Origin of the sequence: Rhodococcus sp. NPDC127593, from assembly GCF_042671975.1 — a bacterium.
Lineage (GTDB): Bacteria > Actinomycetota > Actinomycetes > Mycobacteriales > Mycobacteriaceae > Rhodococcus_F.
Genome location: NZ_JBHXWI010000046.1, coordinates 29,418 through 45,364, shown reverse-complemented (window position 1 = coordinate 45,364; position 15,947 = coordinate 29,418). Strand labels below are relative to the sequence as shown.

General features: G+C 68.5%; 15 protein-coding genes. 10 read left to right on the top strand and 5 right to left on the bottom strand.

What is annotated here, in order from left to right; all coding sequences use genetic code 11:
* Positions 1-35: 35 nt before the first annotated feature.
* From ACFVJ3_RS34555 to pknB, 7 genes are all read left to right on the top strand, one after another.
* Positions 36-1,340, top strand: a complete 1,305-nt coding sequence (locus ACFVJ3_RS34555) for a DUF3662 and FHA domain-containing protein (RefSeq protein WP_378456337.1) — start codon at positions 36-38, stop codon at positions 1,338-1,340.
* Positions 1,341-1,596: 256 nt separating this feature from the next.
* Positions 1,597-2,061 carry an FHA domain-containing protein gene (locus ACFVJ3_RS34550; RefSeq protein ID WP_005249074.1) on the top strand — a complete coding sequence of 155 codons (465 nt, stop codon included), beginning with the start codon at positions 1,597-1,599 and terminating at the stop codon, positions 2,059-2,061.
* The gene (locus ACFVJ3_RS34545; protein WP_378456336.1) at positions 2,058-3,533 is read left to right on the top strand and encodes a PP2C family protein-serine/threonine phosphatase; all 1,476 of its coding nucleotides are present in this window, start codon (positions 2,058-2,060) and stop codon (positions 3,531-3,533) included. Before ACFVJ3_RS34550 ends, ACFVJ3_RS34545 begins: the two co-directional genes overlap by 4 nt.
* Positions 3,533-4,987 carry an FtsW/RodA/SpoVE family cell cycle protein gene (locus tag ACFVJ3_RS34540; protein WP_378456335.1) on the top strand — a complete coding sequence of 485 codons (1,455 nt, stop codon included), beginning with the start codon at positions 3,533-3,535 and terminating at the stop codon, positions 4,985-4,987. The genes ACFVJ3_RS34545 and ACFVJ3_RS34540 overlap by 1 nt, the downstream gene beginning before the upstream one ends.
* Positions 4,984-6,471 carry a penicillin-binding transpeptidase domain-containing protein gene (locus ACFVJ3_RS34535; RefSeq protein WP_378456334.1) on the top strand — a complete coding sequence of 496 codons (1,488 nt, stop codon included), beginning with the start codon at positions 4,984-4,986 and terminating at the stop codon, positions 6,469-6,471. Before ACFVJ3_RS34540 ends, ACFVJ3_RS34535 begins: the two co-directional genes overlap by 4 nt.
* Positions 6,472-6,473: 2 nt before the next feature.
* Positions 6,474-7,859 (top strand): protein kinase, encoded by a 1,386-nt coding sequence (locus tag ACFVJ3_RS34530; RefSeq protein WP_378456333.1) that lies wholly within the window; start codon positions 6,474-6,476, stop codon positions 7,857-7,859.
* On the top strand, positions 7,856-9,775 hold the full coding sequence (gene pknB, locus ACFVJ3_RS34525; RefSeq protein ID WP_378456332.1) for a Stk1 family PASTA domain-containing Ser/Thr kinase: 1,920 nt from the start codon (positions 7,856-7,858) through the stop codon (positions 9,773-9,775). The genes ACFVJ3_RS34530 and pknB overlap by 4 nt, the downstream gene beginning before the upstream one ends.
* Before the next feature lie 60 nt (positions 9,776-9,835).
* Here pknB and ACFVJ3_RS34520 read toward each other — a convergent pair whose 3' ends face one another.
* Both ACFVJ3_RS34520 and ACFVJ3_RS34515 read right to left on the bottom strand, forming a co-directional pair.
* The gene (locus ACFVJ3_RS34520) at positions 9,836-10,489 is read right to left on the bottom strand and encodes an aminodeoxychorismate/anthranilate synthase component II (RefSeq protein ID WP_378456331.1); all 654 of its coding nucleotides are present in this window, start codon (positions 10,487-10,489) and stop codon (positions 9,836-9,838) included.
* 54 nt (positions 10,490-10,543) lie between these two features.
* Positions 10,544-11,245 (bottom strand): DUF881 domain-containing protein, encoded by a 702-nt coding sequence (locus tag ACFVJ3_RS34515; RefSeq protein WP_378456330.1) that lies wholly within the window; start codon positions 11,243-11,245, stop codon positions 10,544-10,546.
* 119 nt (positions 11,246-11,364) lie between these two features.
* Here ACFVJ3_RS34515 and crgA point away from each other — a divergent pair, with 119 nt between their 5' ends.
* Complete coding sequence (gene crgA / locus ACFVJ3_RS34510; RefSeq protein ID WP_005249082.1) at positions 11,365-11,628, top strand: cell division protein CrgA; 264 nt, start codon at positions 11,365-11,367, stop codon at positions 11,626-11,628.
* A 67-nt stretch (positions 11,629-11,695) separates the two neighbouring features.
* Positions 11,696-12,154, top strand: a complete 459-nt coding sequence (locus ACFVJ3_RS34505; RefSeq protein WP_378456329.1) for a PH domain-containing protein — start codon at positions 11,696-11,698, stop codon at positions 12,152-12,154.
* On the opposite strand, the gene ACFVJ3_RS34500 is transcribed toward ACFVJ3_RS34505, so the two are convergent.
* Both ACFVJ3_RS34500 and ACFVJ3_RS34495 read right to left on the bottom strand, forming a co-directional pair.
* Positions 12,148-13,065, bottom strand: coding sequence for a rhomboid family intramembrane serine protease (locus ACFVJ3_RS34500; RefSeq protein ID WP_378456328.1), 918 nt, complete (start codon positions 13,063-13,065; stop codon positions 12,148-12,150). The genes ACFVJ3_RS34505 and ACFVJ3_RS34500 overlap by 7 nt on opposite strands.
* Before the next feature lie 13 nt (positions 13,066-13,078).
* Positions 13,079-13,606, bottom strand: coding sequence for a peptidylprolyl isomerase (locus ACFVJ3_RS34495; protein ID WP_378456327.1), 528 nt, complete (start codon positions 13,604-13,606; stop codon positions 13,079-13,081).
* 100 nt (positions 13,607-13,706) lie between these two features.
* Between ACFVJ3_RS34495 and ACFVJ3_RS34490 the strand changes: the two genes are divergently transcribed.
* Positions 13,707-14,267, top strand: a complete 561-nt coding sequence (locus ACFVJ3_RS34490; protein WP_378456326.1) for a hypothetical protein — start codon at positions 13,707-13,709, stop codon at positions 14,265-14,267.
* Here the strand turns inward: ACFVJ3_RS34490 and ACFVJ3_RS34485 are convergent.
* Positions 14,250-15,923: an alpha/beta hydrolase gene (locus tag ACFVJ3_RS34485; RefSeq protein WP_378456325.1), complete on the bottom strand. Its 1,674-nt coding sequence runs from the start codon at positions 15,921-15,923 to the stop codon at positions 14,250-14,252. The genes ACFVJ3_RS34490 and ACFVJ3_RS34485 overlap by 18 nt on opposite strands.
* Between the last annotated feature and the right edge of the window lie 24 nt (positions 15,924-15,947).

The window sequence follows — 15,947 nt, the reverse complement described above, 5'->3', positions numbered from 1 at the left end:
AAGACCCGACAGCCAGGCACCGTGAGGAGGTTCCGATGGGGATAGTTCAACGTTTCGAGCGGAAGCTCCAGGGAGCCGTGGGTGACGCGTTCGCCCGGGTCTTCGGCGGTGGCGTGGTGCCGCAGGAGGTGGAGGCCGCGCTTCAGCAGGAAGCCTCCGACCGAATCCAGCAGTTGGACGGTGGGCACCTGCTCGCTCCGAACAGCTATGTCATCGCCATCAACAACTCGGACCACGAAGAACTTGCCGCCGACAGAGACTTGACGGTCAAGGCCTTCGCCCGACACCTCGAAGACTTCATTCGCGACCAGGGCTGGCAGACGTATGGTCCCATTCATGTCGCGTTCGAACCGTCGCCCTCACTGCACACCGGGCAGTTCCGCACCCGGGGTTCGGTGGATCCGGATGCCGGCCGACCAGGTGCGGCCACGCCGGGGCGACCCGAACCGCCACGCGGTCCCGAACCGCGACCACAGGCACCGTTTGTACCCGTCACGTCGAATCCAGGAGCTGGCCCCATGACGCAGAACTCAGGCTACGACCCCAGCCGCGAACCAGCGGGCAACCGCAATCCCGACCCGCAGTACGCGCGCAACGGTCATGCCCATGCAGGTCAGGACCAGCGGTACCCACAGGGCCACCAGAACGGTTACGACCGCGGCGGCTACCAGCAGGGCGGCTACGACCAGCAGCAGTACCCCGACGACCAGGGCGGCGGGTACCCCCAGAACGCTGCCTACGGTCAGGCGTACGACCAGGGCGCGCAGGCTCCCGGCTACGACCAGCCCGCGGACGCGGGCTACGACTACCAGCAGGGCGGCTACCAGCAGGGTTACGACCAGCAGGCCTACGACCAGCCGGCGGCTCCCGCACGCTACCCGGACGGTTCCTACGCCGAGGCCGGCTACCAGCAGCCGCAGGGCTACGACCAGGGTTACGACCGCGGCGGCTACCAGCAGGGCGGTTACGACCAGCAGGCGTACGACCAGCAGGGCTACGCCGACTACGACCAGGGCGGTTACGGCCAGCAGGCCTACGCGCCCGACGGTCACACGTTCACGGCGACGCTGCAGCTCGAGGACGGCAGCGGACGCCACTTCCAGCTGCGTGAGGGCAACAACATCATCGGCCGCGGCCAGGAGGCGCAGTTCCGCCTGCCCGACACCGGTGTGTCGCGCCGTCACATCGACATTCGCTGGGACGGACAGGTCGCAATGCTGTCCGACCTCGGCTCCACCAACGGAACCACCGTCAACGGTGCCCCCGTGCAGGACTGGCAGCTGGCCGACGGAGACATCATCCGGGCGGGTCATTCGGAGATCCTGGTCCGAATCCTCTGAGGCACCACCGAGTTAGGACTCCGAGTAGGTTCCGCCGATACCCGACCCCGACCTCCCTCGCCGAGACACAACCGAGACGGCTTCGATACTGGACCGACACCGCGTCGGAGCCCGTGTCGGACGTAACACGGTGGGGACTCCGTATCGTTGTGGGCTGTCCGTATCCTGATCGCAGGGTGCGGGTTGCCCATATGATGCTGCCAGAAAAAGACGCTGGAACCTCGAACGTTCCAGCCACAGAAGGAGGTGGACTGCCGTGCAAGGTTTGATTCTGCAACTCACACGAGCAGGGTTCCTGCTTCTGCTGTGGCTGTTCGTCTGGACCGTTCTGCGGGCGTTGCGCGGCGACATCTACGCCGGCTCCGGCGTCCGTGTGCCGCCCCGATATTCGCGCAGCGGCAACGTGCTGCCGTCGCTGGGGAAGACCAAGACGGCCAAGTATCTGGTGGTGACGCAGGGCGGCCTCGCCGGCACGCGCATCACCCTCGGCACCCAGCCCGTCCTCATCGGCCGGGCCGACGACTCCACGCTCGTCCTCACCGACGACTACGCCTCCACCCGCCACGCTCGGCTCTCCCCGCGAGGTGCCGACTGGTACGTCGAAGACCTCGGCTCGACCAACGGCACGTACCTGGATCGCGCCAAGGTCACCACATCTGTCCGCGTGCCGCTCGGTACCCCCGTACGGGTCGGCAAAACGGTAATCGAGTTGCGCCCGTGACCCTCGTACTCCGCTATGCCGCCCGCAGCGACCGTGGCCTTGTCCGTTCCAACAACGAGGATTCCGTCTACGCCGGTGCCCGCCTGCTTGCGCTCGCGGACGGCATGGGCGGTCACGCGGCCGGTGAGGTCGCGTCACAGTTGATGATCGCGGCCCTCGCGCATCTCGACGACGACGAGCCCGGCGAAGACCTTCTCGGCAAGCTCGAGGCCGCCACCCGGGAGGGCAACGACTCCATCGCCGACCACGTCGAGGAGGATCCCGAACTCGACGGCATGGGCACCACGCTCACCGCAATCCTGTTCTCCGGCAACAAGCTCGGGCTGGTCCACATCGGCGACTCCCGGGCCTACCTGCTCCGCGACGACTCCCTCGCGCAGATCACCCGGGACGACACGTTCGTGCAGTCCCTCGTCGACGAGGGACGGATCACCGCCGAGCAGGCGCACACCCACCCGCAGCGGTCGCTCATCATGCGCGCCCTCACGGGCAACGAGATCGAGCCGACGCTGACGGTCCGCGAGGCTCGCGCAGGCGACCGTTACCTGCTGTGCTCCGACGGACTGTCGGACGTGGTCAGCGACGAGACGATCGAGAACACGATGCGGGAGGGCTCGCAGGACGAGTGCGCCGACCGGCTCATCGAACTGGCCCTGCGCAGCGGCGGCCCCGACAACGTGACCGTCGTCGTCGCGGACGTCATCGACCTCGACTACGGGCAGAGCCACCCCATCGTCGCCGGCGCCGCCTCCGCCGACGACGAAGAGGACACACCGCCGCCCAACACGGCCGCGGGCCGCGCCGCCGCGATGCGTCCGCCGCGTGCCACGCCGAAGCGGGTCGTCCCGCAGGTCGAGGAACCGCCGACGAAGAAGAAGCGTCACCGCATGTGGTGGGCTGCACTCGCGCTCGGTCTGATCGTCGTGGTCGCCGTCGCTGCCTTCGTGGGGCGGGCTCTGGTCCGCAACAACTACTACGTCGGCGCCGACGGCGAACGCGTCACCGTGCTGCGCGGAGTTCCCGGTTCGGTGCTGGGTTACTCGCTGCAGGAAGCGAATCTCGTCGGCTGTGTCAGCGATGCCGGCGACCTGACGTTGATGTCGCCGACCGAATCACCGAACGGGTGCACCATCCTCGAGGTCGACGACCTCCAGCCGTCCGCCCGCGAGCAGGTGCGTGCCGGGCTGCCGTCGGGCAAGCTCGACGACGTCCGCAACCAGATGACGCGCCTCGCCCAGAACGATCTGCTTCCGGTCTGCGAGTCGGAGTCGTCCACCACTACGACGACCACCCCGGCACCGACGCCCGCACCGACTCCGGCCCCCGCCCCCGAGACCACGCCGCCGCCCGCGCCTGCGCCCCCCGCCGAGGTGCCGCCCGCTCCGGTGCCGACCACACCGCCGACTCCGACCGCCACCCCGGCGCCGACCGTGACCCAGGTTCCCGGTCAGAACTGCAGGACGGCTAGCTGATGTCGGTCGCAAGTGCATCACCGGGGGCGCAGTTTCCCAGTCCACCCGGCGGGTTCGCGCCAGCCCCCGTCCAGTCGACGCGCCGGGGCACCGAGCTGATCCTGATCGGTTTCGCGATCCTGATCACGACGATCTCGCTGGTGCTGGTCGAGGCCAGCCAGGAACAGAGCATCACCTGGGACCTGGCCAAGTACGCCGCCGCCTATTCGGCGCTGTTCCTGATCGCGCATCTCGCGGTGCGCCGGTTCGCGCCGTACGCCGACCCGCTGATCCTGCCGATCGTCGCGCTGCTCAACGGCCTCGGACTGGTGCTGATCCACCGACTCGACCTCGCCGACGCACAGTCCGCCGCCTACTTCGGGCTGCCCGTCCCGTCGCCGGACGCCAACCAGCAGGTGCTGTGGACGACGCTGGCCATCGCCGGTTTCGTGGGCGTGCTGGTGCTGCTCAAGGACTACCGCCTCCTGGCCCGCTACAGCTACACGCTGGGCCTCGCCGGACTGGTGTTCCTCGCCATCCCGGCAATCCTGCCGTCGAGCTTCTCCGAGGTGAACGGCGCGAAGATCTGGATCCGCCTCCCCGGCTTCAGCATTCAGCCCGGCGAGTTCGCGAAGATCCTGCTGATCATCTTCTTCGCCTCCGTCCTCGTCGCGAAACGCGACCTGTTCACCACCGCCGGCAAGCACGTGTTCGGCATCGACCTGCCCCGCGCCCGCGACCTCGGACCCATCCTCGTCGCGTGGATGGTGTCGGTGGGCGTGCTAGTGCTGGAGAAGGATCTCGGCACGTCGCTGCTGCTGTTCAGCACCGTGCTGGTGATGCTCTACATCGCCACCGAACGCGTCGGGTGGCTGCTGATCGGTGTCGGATTGCTCGGCATCGGCTTCTTCTTCGCGTACCAGTTGTTCGGCCACGTCCGGGTCCGCGTCAGCACCTGGCTCGACCCGCTGGCCGACTACAACAACACCGGTTACCAGATCTCGCAGTCGCTGTTCGGGCTGGCGACCGGTGGCGTTGCCGGAACGGGACTCGGCAGCGGACGGCCCGCCCAGGTGCCGTTCGCGAAGACCGACTTCATCGTCGCCACGATCGGTGAGGAACTCGGTCTCATCGGTCTCGCCGCCGTCCTGATGCTGTTCCTGATCCTCGTCATCCGCGGTCTGCGCACCGCGCTGGCCGTCCGCGACAGCTTCGGCAAACTCCTCGCGGCCGGTCTGTCGTTCACGATCGCCGTGCAGGTGTTCGTGGTGGTCGGCGGCGTCACCAAACTGATCCCGCTCACCGGCCTGACCACGCCGTTCATGTCGTACGGTGGGTCGTCACTGCTCGCCAACTATCTCCTTCTCGCGATCCTGATCAAGATCTCCGACGCCGCCCGTGAGCCGGCCGTCCCGAAGAAGAAGGGCCCCGCACCCATCGCCGACGCCCCGACCGAGATGGTGCCGCGCTCATGAACACACCTCTGCGTCGCGTCGCGATCGCCGTCATGGTGATGGTGGTCGCCCTCCTCGCCAACGCCACCTACGTCCAGGTCATCAAGGCGGACAATCTGCGGGCCGATCCGCGGAACTCGCGCGTGCTGCTCGATGAGTACTCGCGCCAGCGCGGCCAGATCTCGGCGGCCGGCCAGGTGCTCGCGGCGTCCGTTCCGACCGACGACCGCTACAAGTACCTGCGCACCTACCCGCCCAACCCGGCAGCACCGTCCAGCCCGCTGGCCAACGCACCGGTCACCGGTTTCTACTCGATGCAGTACGGCAGCACCGGTCTCGAGCGGGCCGCGGACCCGGTCCTCAACGGTTCCGACAACCGGCTGTTCGGGCGTCGCTTCTTCGACCTCGTGTCCGGGCGCGACCCGCGCGGCGGCAACGTGGTGACCACCATCAACCCGGTCATGCAGCAGGTGGCGTACGACGAGCTGACGGCGAAGGGCTACACCGGTTCGGTCGTCGCGATCGAGCCGAGCACCGGACGCATCCTGACGATGGTCAGCACCCCGAGCTACGACCCCAACTCGCTCGCCAGCCACGACGGCACCGAGACCACCCAGGCGTGGGAGGCCCTGAACGCCGACCCGGAGAAGCCGCTGATCAACCGCGCGGTGTCGCAGACGTACCCGCCCGGTTCCACGTTCAAGGTGGTGGTGACCGCCGCCGCGCTCGCCGCCGGAACCACCCCCGACACCCAGCTCACCGCGGCACCGCAGATCACCCTTCCCGGCACGTCGACGACGCTCGAGAACTACAACGGCTCCACCTGTGGCGCCGCCCCGACCGCGTCTCTGCGTGAAGCGTTCGCGCGGTCCTGCAACACGGCGTTCGTCGAACTCGGGGTCAAGACCGGCACCGACGCCGTCAGCGACCAGTCCAGCGCGCTCGGCATCGGTGGGCAGATGCCCGGCGTCCCGTTCCCCGTCGCGGACAGCACGATCGGGTCGATCCCCGACGATGCCGCGCTCGGCCAGAGCAGCATCGGCCAGCGGGACGTGGCGCTCACTCCGCTGCAGAACGCGATGATCGCGGCTACCGTCGCCAACGGTGGCGTGCGGATGCAACCGCAACTGGTGTCGGAACTGCAGGGGCCGGACCTGTCCAACCTCGCGACCACCAACCCGGTGTCCGAAGGCCAGGCGATGTCGTCCCAGGTGGCGGCGACGCTGACCGACCTGATGGTCGGTTCCGAGAACAACACCAGCGGCGCAGGCAAGATCCCGGGCGTCCAGATCGCGTCCAAGACGGGCACCGCCGAGCACGGGACCGACCCTCGGAACACCCCGCCCCACGCCTGGTACATCGGATTCGCACCCGCCCAGAACCCGACCGTGGCCATCGCGGTCATCGTCGAGGACGGCGGAGATCGTGCACTGGCCGCAACCGGCGGCTCGGTGGCTGCACCTATCGGCCGTGCCGTCATCGCAGCCGGACTACAAGGGGGCTGATTGTGGCACTGAACAACGGCGCGCTGATCGCCAATCGATACCGCCTGATCCGGCTCATCGCCACGGGCGGAATGGGACAGGTCTGGGAAGCGACGGACAACCGGCTCAACCGTCGTGTCGCGGTGAAGGTGCTGAAGTCCGAGTTCTCGTCCGACCCGGAGTTCGTCGAACGTTTCCGCTTCGAGGCACGCACCACCGCGCAACTGAACCATTCCGGCATCGCCGGAATCTACGACTACGGCGAGGTCCGCGACGCCACCGGCGATTCCACCGCCTACCTGGTGATGGAACTCGTCAACGGTGAGCCGCTCAACGCCGTGCTCGCGCGGGTTGGCCGTCTCGCGGTGCCGCACGCCCTGGACATGCTCGAGCAGACCGGCCGGGCGCTGCAGGTGGCGCACGACGCCGGAGTCGTGCACCGCGACGTGAAGCCGGGCAACATCCTGATCACCCCCACCGGTCAGGTGAAGATCACCGACTTCGGCATCGCGAAGGCCGTGGAGAACTCGCCGATCACGCGCACCGGCATGGTGATGGGCACCGCGCAGTACATCGCCCCCGAGCAGGCCCTCGGACAGGACGCAACCGCGGCCAGCGACGTGTACTCGCTCGGCATCGTCGGCTACGAGGCACTGTCGGGACGTCGCCCGTTCATCGGTGACGGGGCGATCACCGTCGCGATGAAACACGTGCAGGAGGCGCCGGCGCCGTTGCCGAACGACCTGCCGCCGAACATCCGCGAACTCATCGACATCACCATCACGAAGGATCCGAGCACCCGCTACGCCAGTGGTGGCGAGTTCGCCGACGCGGTCGCGGCGGTCCGGGCCGGCCGGCGACCCCCGCCGCCCGGCGCGGCGGGAACCGGGACGTCGCGGGTGCTGCCACCGCCGATGACCGGTGCCACCCAGATGATGCCGCCGTCACAGTCCGCGTACGCGGGACCGGTGACCGGGCAGGTGCCTCCCGACGACTCGAACGGCGACGGCAAGAAGAAGGGTCTGACCAGCGGCCAGAAGGCAGTGGCCTGGGGTGCGGGCGGTCTGCTCCTGCTGGCGGCGATCATCGCGCTCGCGCTCGTCGTGTTCGACGGCGGTGACACGAAGGAACCGACGTCCCCGGCGATCACATCCTCGCTACGGACGATCACGACGACACCGCGGCCGACGACGACCACGACGACCGAGGAACCGACGACCACCACCGAGCCGACGTTCACGACGACCACCACCGAGCCGCCGACGACCACGACGACCGCCCCGACGACCACGACGACGACAGAGCCGACGACGACTACCACCACCACGACCACTACCGCACCCACGACGACGACCACGACGACCACGTCGGAGGAGTCAGCTACTCCGACCCCACAAGGACTGCCATGACGACACCGCGCAACCTCTCCTCACGCTACGAGCTGGGTGAGATTCTCGGCTTCGGTGGCATGTCCGAGGTCCACCTCGCCCGTGACGTCCGACTCAGCCGTGATGTCGCGATCAAGGTCCTGCGCGCCGACCTGGCCCGCGACCCCACGTTCTACCTGCGGTTCCGTCGCGAGGCGCAGAACGCGGCGGCGCTGAACCATCCGGCGATCGTGGCCGTCTACGACACCGGCGAGGCGGAAACCGAGGCCGGACCGCTGCCGTACATCGTGATGGAATACGTCGACGGGGACACGTTGCGGGACATCGTGCGCGGCGAGGGCCCGATGGCGCCGCGGCGCGCGATGGAAGTCATCTCGGATGTGTGCGCGGCCCTCGACTTCAGCCACCGCAACGGCATCGTGCACCGCGACGTGAAGCCCGCCAACGTGATGATCAACCGTGCGGGTGCGGTGAAGGTGATGGACTTCGGCATCGCGCGAGCGATCTCCGACGCGTCCAGCCCCATGACGCAGACGGCAGCCGTCATCGGCACCGCCCAGTACCTGTCGCCCGAGCAGGCCCGCGGCGAGCAGGTCGACGCCCGCTCCGACGTGTACTCGCTCGGGTGCGTGCTGTTCGAGATCCTCACCGGCGAACCCCCGTTCAAGGGTGACTCCCCGGTGGCGGTCGCGTACCAGCACGTGAGGGAAGACCCGCAGACACCGTCCGCGGTCAACCCGGACATTCCGCGTGAGCTCGACTCGGTGATCCTCAAGGCGATGAGCAAGAACCCCGCCAACCGCTACCAGACCGCCGCGGACATGCGCAGCGACCTGGTCCGGGTGCTCGGCGGGCAGCGCCCCAGCGCGCCGATGGTCATGAGCGACGAAGACCGCACCACGATCCTCGGTGCCGTCGACTCCGGCGCGGGGAACTACCGGCGCCCGCAGTCACCCTCCCCGGCCACCGCCTCGAAGACGGACGGCGGCGAGCCCGACAAGAAGAAGAACCCGATGCGGGTGGCGCTGATGGCGCTGGGCGCCCTCATCGTCGTCGGCATCGTCGGCGCATTCCTGTGGTCCGTGGGACCGGGTTCGAAGGCCGATCAGGTGACCATGCCGGATGTCACGAACCAGGCCGCGGACGACGCCGAGACGACGCTGCAGAACCTCGGATTCCGCGTCGCCCGCCAGCAGAAACCGGACGCCGTCGTGGCGACCGGCAACGTCATCACCACCCGGCCCGTCGGCGGGGTGCAGGTGGACGAGGGCAGCACGATCACCCTCGAGGTGTCGTCGGGCCCCGAACAGGTGAAGGTCCCGCGGCTCGACGGCCTCACCCAGCAGGAAGCGCAGCAGGAACTGAACGCGGTGGGTCTGCGGCTCGACACCGCAGTCGCCCGCGCACCCTCGGACGTGTCCGACGTCGACAAGGTGATCGAACAGAACCCGTCCTCCGGGGCGAGCATCTCCCTCGACTCCGAGGTCGCCGTCACGCTGGGCACCGGGCCGGAGCAGATCCGCATCCCCGACGTGACCGGCCAGAAGGTCGAGGTCGCGCAGGCGAACATCGAGGGCGCCGGCTTCAAGGTGCAGATCCAGAACATCGATTCCGGTGTTCCGAAGGGCCAGGTCGTGTCCACCGATCCCGTCGGCGGCTCCACCGCCGCCAAGGGCGACACCATTCAGATCCGGGTGTCGAACGGCAACAACATCGAGATGCCGGACCTGACCGGCAAGACGGTGTCGCAGGCGCTCGCCGCGCTGCGCAGCGCCGGCTGGAGCGGGTCGTCGGCCTCACTGAATCAGACGCAGACGTCCACCCTGGACCCGGAGATGGTCGGCAAGGTCATCAGCCAGGAACAACCGCCGGGATCGGAGATCACCAAGAACGGTGTCGTCTCGGTCGGTGTCGGCGCGCTGGGCATCCCGCGGTAGGCGGCTCCGCCGCCCGTGCGCCTTTCTGGTTGCTGTAGCTACCAGAAAGGCGCACGGGTGCTACGCGCCTAATGCTTGCGCGACCTCGTCCTCGAGGGTGGCGACGAGGGACTCCTTCGGGGCTTCGCCGCAGACGGTGAGCCAGTTGGCGAGCATGCGGTGCCCGCCCTCGGTGAGCACGGACTCCGGGTGGAACTGGACGCCGTGGATCGGCAGTTCCCGGTGCCGCATCGCCATGACGATGCCGCTGTCGGTGTGCGCGGTGACTTCGAGTTCGTCCGGGATGGTGTCTTCCAGAACGGTCAGCGAGTGGTAGCGCGTGGCGGTGAACGGGTCGGGCAGACCCGCGAGAACGCCCTCGCCGGTGTGGTGGACGACGCTGGTCTTCCCGTGCAGGAGTTCGGGTGCCCGGTCGACGGTGGCGCCGAACGCGGCCCCGATCGCCTGGTGGCCGAGGCACACCCCGAGGAGCGGTGTCTTCCCGGCGGCGCATGCCGTGACCAGGTCCATCGTCGCGCCGGCGCGCTGCGGTGTGCCGGGGCCGGGGCTCAGCAGAATGCCGTCGAAGTCGGCCGCTGCCGCCGCGATCGCGTCGGGCCCGGTGAGGTTCGGATCGTCGTTGCGCCAGACCACGGCCCGTGTTCCCAACTGTCCGAGGTACTGGACCAGGTTGAACACGAAGCTGTCGTAGTTGTCGACGACGAGGATCCTCATGGAAGCAGGGTATTCTGCCTGCCTCGTGCGCTGCGCGGCCGGGGACCGTTCAGGTCAGTGGCCCGCGTAGCCGGGGACGGTCAATTGGCCGGACGCCGCCTCCGAGTAGCCGAGCTTGAACCGCGTCGCGTACTGCTTGAACACCCGGATTCCGGGTTCGTTGGCGAGTGCCGCCTCCAGTCGCGCGGGATCACCGATCGCCGACATCACGTAGGGCGGGCTGTAGGTGCGGCCGTGCAGCAGCAGGGTGTTGCCGATGCAGCGCGGCGCGGACGTGTTCACAATCCGCTGGTCCTGCATGCTGATCGCCTCGGCACCGCCGACCCACAGCGCGTTCAGCACACTCTGGACGTCCTGCTGGTGGACGACGAGATCGTCCGGCGACGCGTCGACGGGGTATTTACCGTCCGCGTCGCGGGGGGCGTCGGTGAGTGTGACGGTGACGCCGGGACCGGTCATCGGTGTGAGTCCGGCATCCGTGGCGAGCGCCTTCGTGTCGGCGAGCGTCTTCGCGACACCGCTGTCGGATGCCGCGGCGTCCTGCTGCAGCGACTCGACCTGCGCCGCCAGCCGGTCGCGGGTCGCGGCTACCTGGTCGGTCTCGGATTGCGCGTTCCGCACGAGGTCGGACAGCCGGGTCGAATCGCCGGCGCGGATCTCGTTGCCGTGCGACGCCTGACGGGTGGTGGCCACCAGCAGACCGGCCACGAGACACACCACCAGCACCGCGATCCGCCAGAAGATCGACCTGGTCACCGGTGTTTCCGTCCCCTCGTCCTCGCCGCGCGAATCGCGGCTACGTTAGCGTGTACACACGCAGGTATTTCCGAATCTACCTGCCCACATTCCCGCAGAGCCGCACGAACGAGGACGTCATGCCGAAGTCGAAGGTCCGAAAGAAGACCGATTACACGATCAACCCTGCGAGCCGCACCCCGGTGAAGGTGAAGGCCGGCCCCTCGAGCACCCTGTACGTCTCGGTGATGCTCGGGTTCATGCTGGTCGGGCTGGTGTGGCTGCTCGTCTACTACCTGGCCGCCGACCAGCTCGAGTGGATGAACAACCTCGGTGCCTACAACTTCCTCATCGGATTCGGCTTCATGGTGGTCGGTCTGATCATGACGATGCGCTGGCGTTGAGGATCACAATTACACCCATGTCATTCATCCCCAATGTGGACAACCCCTGTGGATAGCCGCAGGTCGAGTGCTGATGTCTGCTGACGAGGCACCGTTGGAGTGGTCGACGCCACTCGGTGCGGTGATCGCTCTCGCTGCGGGCGGAGTCGCGTTGGGGGTCGCGGGACTTGTGGTGTCGACGGAGCCGGCGGGCCGTGTCCTGGTGTGCGTCGCCGCCGTCGGGCTGCTGCTGACCGCCGCGTCGGCGCTCCGGCAACGCCCGCGCCTCGCCGTCGACAAGGAGGGCGGCGGGATCGTGGTGAACCGGCTGACGGGCCGCCACGGGTATGCCCGCTCGCAGATCGACCGCGCGCGGCTGGTGCGCTATCCCCGGCTGGGACGCCGCGTGCCGATGCTCGAGATCGACGTCCGCACCGAGGACGGCACCGAACGCCTCCTGATCTTCGGCCGCTGGGATCTCGGCACCAATCCGGAGGACGTGTTCGATGCCCTCGCGGTGCACCGTCTGGTGGGCCGGGGTCAGTAGCCGAAGCTCGCGCGGAGCTGCAGGGTGCGGACCGCGATGACGGCCAGTGGCACCAGCACCACGACGCCGAGGCAGACCCAGCCGACGGTGACGGCCTTCTCCCGGTTGTTCCCGGCGCCCAGCAGCTGGGGCCCGTAGAGGATTCCCGCGGTGGCCGCGGCCCCGGCGACCAGGCCACCGAGATGCCCCCACAGTGAGATGCCGGGGATCGTGATGCTGATGATCACGTTGATGGCGATCACCGAGATCACCGGTGCGGGACTGCGTCGCAGCCGCAGGAGGATGACGGCCTGCGCGCCCATCAGTCCGAAGACGGCGCCCGACGCACCCGCGGTGACCGCGCCGAGCTGGAACAGCATCACCGCGGCGGAACCGCCGAGCAGCGACGCGAAGTAGACGCAGGCGTAGCGGGCGCGCCCGAGGACCAGTTCGGTGTCGCGGCCGATCACCCACAGCGCGAACATGTTGACGGCCAGGTGAATGATGCCGAAGTGGAGGAATCCGCTGCCGAGCACGCGGACGATCTGCCCGTCCACGACAGCGGGTGGGAACAGCGCCCAGTCCGCGAAGAGCTTCGACCCGGCCTGGTTCTGCATGATGCTGCGGGACTGCGCCGCGGTGATCAGGAAGATGCCGACGTTCGCGGCCATCAGGATGTACGTCACCAGCGGTGCCGCACGCCGCGTGGTCACGGCACCGGCGACGTTGCGGACCGGTCGGACATCACGCTGTCCGGCGGCGACGCAGTCGACACACTGGTAGCCGACGGCCGCTTCGCGCAGGCATTCGGGGCACGCGGGACGGCCGCACCGATTGCACGCCAGTGCAGTGGGACGATCGGGGTGGCGGACGCACCGCGGCTGGGGCGGAGTGCCCTCGTTCGCGGCACCGCCCCAGCCGGGGTTGGTCATGTGCTGCGGTTCCCTACGCGATGGTGACGCTGTTGATCACGACCGGCTCGAGCGGACGGTCCGCACGATCGGTGGCGGTGGTCGAGATGGCGTCGACGACCTTCTTCGACTCCTCGTCGACGACCTCACCGAAGATGGTGTGGCGGCGGTTGAGGTGCGGCGTCGGGCCGGTGGTGATGAAGAACTGGGAACCGTTGGTTCCCGGGCCTGCGTTCGCCATGGCCAGGATGTATGCGCGGTCGAACTGCAGTTCCGGGTGGAACTCGTCGCCGAACTTGTAGCCCGGGCCGCCGGCGCCGGTGCCGGTGGGGTCGCCGCCCTGGATCATGAATCCGTCGATGATGCGGTGGAAGACGGCGCCGTCGTAGAACGGTCCGGAGTCGGTGCCACCGGCGTTGGCGGTGCTGTAGTCCTTCGAACCGTCGGCCAGGCCGACGAAGTTCTCGACGGTCTTAGGCGCGTGGTTGCCGAACAGCGCGATCTTGATGTCGCCGCGGTTGGTGTGCAGCGTTGCGGTTGCGGTCTGATGAGGTGAAGTCACACCACCATGTTGCCATTGTGGGGTTCCGTGTGGTTCCGCCGCGGTGACTCGAGTACTTCGGATCGGTTCGTGCTCCCGGTTCTTGTGACAAAGTGGGGACATGACACGAGCGACGGAGTCCCTCACGAATCTGCTTCCGACCGAACGCGCCGAGACCCTGCAGGAGCAGGTCTCCGAGCGAGTCGAGACCGCTCTGGCCCACGTCGAGGATTCGGCTTCCCGCGTCAAGGAATCCGAGGCTGTCGATCAGGCGCGGCGTTACGCACGCTCGGCGGCACTCGCGACGGCCCGCGGCGCCGGCCAGCTCAGTCTGTTCCTCGGCCGTCAGGGGGCCTCGCTGGCCAAGAAGGGCTACGAACGCGCCCGGACCGTGCCGGTGAAGAAGGTCGCCCAGGATGTCGTTCGTCCCCTGACCACGGCTGTGGCACCGGTCGAGGAGAAGAAGTCGCGAAAGGGACGTCGCATCGCGATCGTCGTCCTGGTCGGTGCCGCCATCGCCGGGGGCGCGGTGTTCGTCAAGAGCCGCCGCCGCGAGCAGCCGCGCGTCGCGTCCGCTCCCCCGAACCTGCGCGACATCGACAGCCCGAACTCGCAGGAGCCCACGCCGCCCACGGCGACGAAGCCCCTCACGCCAACTGACCCGTCACTCCCCGGCCAGTAGGGCGCGCGCCCGCTCGGTGTCGTCCGGCGTCCAGCCGGGCGGCTGCAGGATCGCGGCCCACATGTCGACGGCGTCCTCCCCGTAGTTGTGCCCGTGACCGGGGGGAACGTCCGCCGAGAACACCATGTCGAGGGTGACCTGCCAGAACGTCACGAACGGGATCCACCGCATTCCGGGGTCCACGTCCGGCCCGTGTGGCTCGCGCAGCCAGTCGGGGCGGTTCAGCAGGAGGTCGAACGACCACCAGGTGATGGGATCGCCGGCGTGCTGCCAATAGACCACCCGGCTGTCGCCCCACGGACCGTCGAGCTCGAGATCGGTGGGCTCTGCGGCGAAGCGGATTCCGGTGCCGTCCTCGATCGCCGGGACCCGCTGGAACGAGCCGGGGTCACGGTTCTCGGTAATCCGGGTCCACTGTTCGGTGAAGTTGGGCGTTCCCACCCACAGTGCGCCGTCGACGCGGGCCAGCATGTCCTGGCCGCCGACGAACACGGCCTGTCCCCCGTACGAACCGAGGCTCTCGCCGAACACCACCAGTTTCGGCCGCGACTCCTGCGGCAGCGCAGCCCATTCGGCGTAGACGGCCTCGAACAGCGCCCGGCCCGCCACCATCGGTGTCTCCCGGTCGGCGATGAACGCGAGTGGGCTCGGGAGGAACGAGTACTGCATCGACGCGATGGCGGTGTCGCCGTCGTTCAGGTACTCGAGCGAGGACGCGACGTCCTGGTTGACCCAGCCGCGACCGGTCGTCGTGGCGACGGCCAGGACCGCGCGGTCGTAGGCGCCGGTGCGTTTCAGTTCGGCCACCACGTGGTCCGCGACCTCCTCGACGGTGCCTGCGGAGTCGCGGCCCGCGTATGCGCGGATCGGTGTGAGCGCCGGACGCCCGGTGAGGGCGGTGATGTCTTCCGCCGATGGACCACCGGCGACGAACGTGCGCCCCTCCTTGCCCAGTGAATCCCAGGGTTCCGCCGAGTCCGGTGAGCCCGACCGTTCCGGGGCGGTGGGCTGGGTGACGCCTGCGGCCGTGTCGTGGTCGGCTGCGGCGAGGCTGCCGTTGGCGAGGGCGAGCAGACCTGCGTAGAGCGCGCCGTTGACGGCGAAGAACAGGACGGCGAGCAGCACGACGACGCTCGCGATCTTCGCGACCGGCGCAGGTACGTAGCGCAATCCGACGGCGGTCAGCCGCCGCGCGGCAGTGCGGAGTCCCCGGCCCGCGGCCAGCAGCAGCGCCGCGACGGCGAACGAGATCACGAGGATCAGCAGGTAGTACGAGCGGTTCGCGCGCTCGGCGCCGACCAGATCGCGGACGATCTGCTGCCACCACGATCCCAGCACCAGGAAGGTGGGAACGAGGATCACGGCGGCGCCCAGCAGGGTCCACCACCCGATCCGCCGGGTCTTCGGCGAGAACTTCGGTTCGACCCCGCACTTGCGCACCACCCAGGACACGAAGCATCCGATGGCGTAGCCGGTGGCCAGGCTGATGCCCGTCGCCACCGCCTGCAGGTACCACGGTCGGGGCAGCAACGACGGCGACATCGACCACACGAAGAACAGCAACGCGAACGCGAGGCCGACGGGGTGGAGCGACCGCGCGTAGCGCACGGCCGTGTCCCGCAGGCAGGAGGGGACGGAAGGCGCGGTCTCCGGCATCTGGGAATCCTAGGTGGACAACCG

Coding starts and splice junctions, on each gene's coding strand:
- ACFVJ3_RS34555 (WP_378456337.1), top strand. CDS start 36: ATGGGGATAGTTCAACGTTTCGAGCGGAAGCTCCAGGGAGCCGTGGGT.
- ACFVJ3_RS34540 (WP_378456335.1), top strand. CDS start 3,533: ATGTCGGTCGCAAGTGCATCACCGGGGGCGCAGTTTCCCAGTCCACCC.
- ACFVJ3_RS34535 (WP_378456334.1), top strand. CDS start 4,984: ATGAACACACCTCTGCGTCGCGTCGCGATCGCCGTCATGGTGATGGTG.
- pknB (WP_378456332.1), top strand. CDS start 7,856: ATGACGACACCGCGCAACCTCTCCTCACGCTACGAGCTGGGTGAGATT.
- ACFVJ3_RS34520 (WP_378456331.1), bottom strand. CDS start 10,489: ATGAGGATCCTCGTCGTCGACAACTACGACAGCTTCGTGTTCAACCTG.
- crgA (WP_005249082.1), top strand. CDS start 11,365: ATGCCGAAGTCGAAGGTCCGAAAGAAGACCGATTACACGATCAACCCT.
- ACFVJ3_RS34500 (WP_378456328.1), bottom strand. CDS start 13,065: ATGACCAACCCCGGCTGGGGCGGTGCCGCGAACGAGGGCACTCCGCCC.
- ACFVJ3_RS34490 (WP_378456326.1), top strand. CDS start 13,707: ATGACACGAGCGACGGAGTCCCTCACGAATCTGCTTCCGACCGAACGC.
- ACFVJ3_RS34485 (WP_378456325.1), bottom strand. CDS start 15,923: ATGCCGGAGACCGCGCCTTCCGTCCCCTCCTGCCTGCGGGACACGGCC.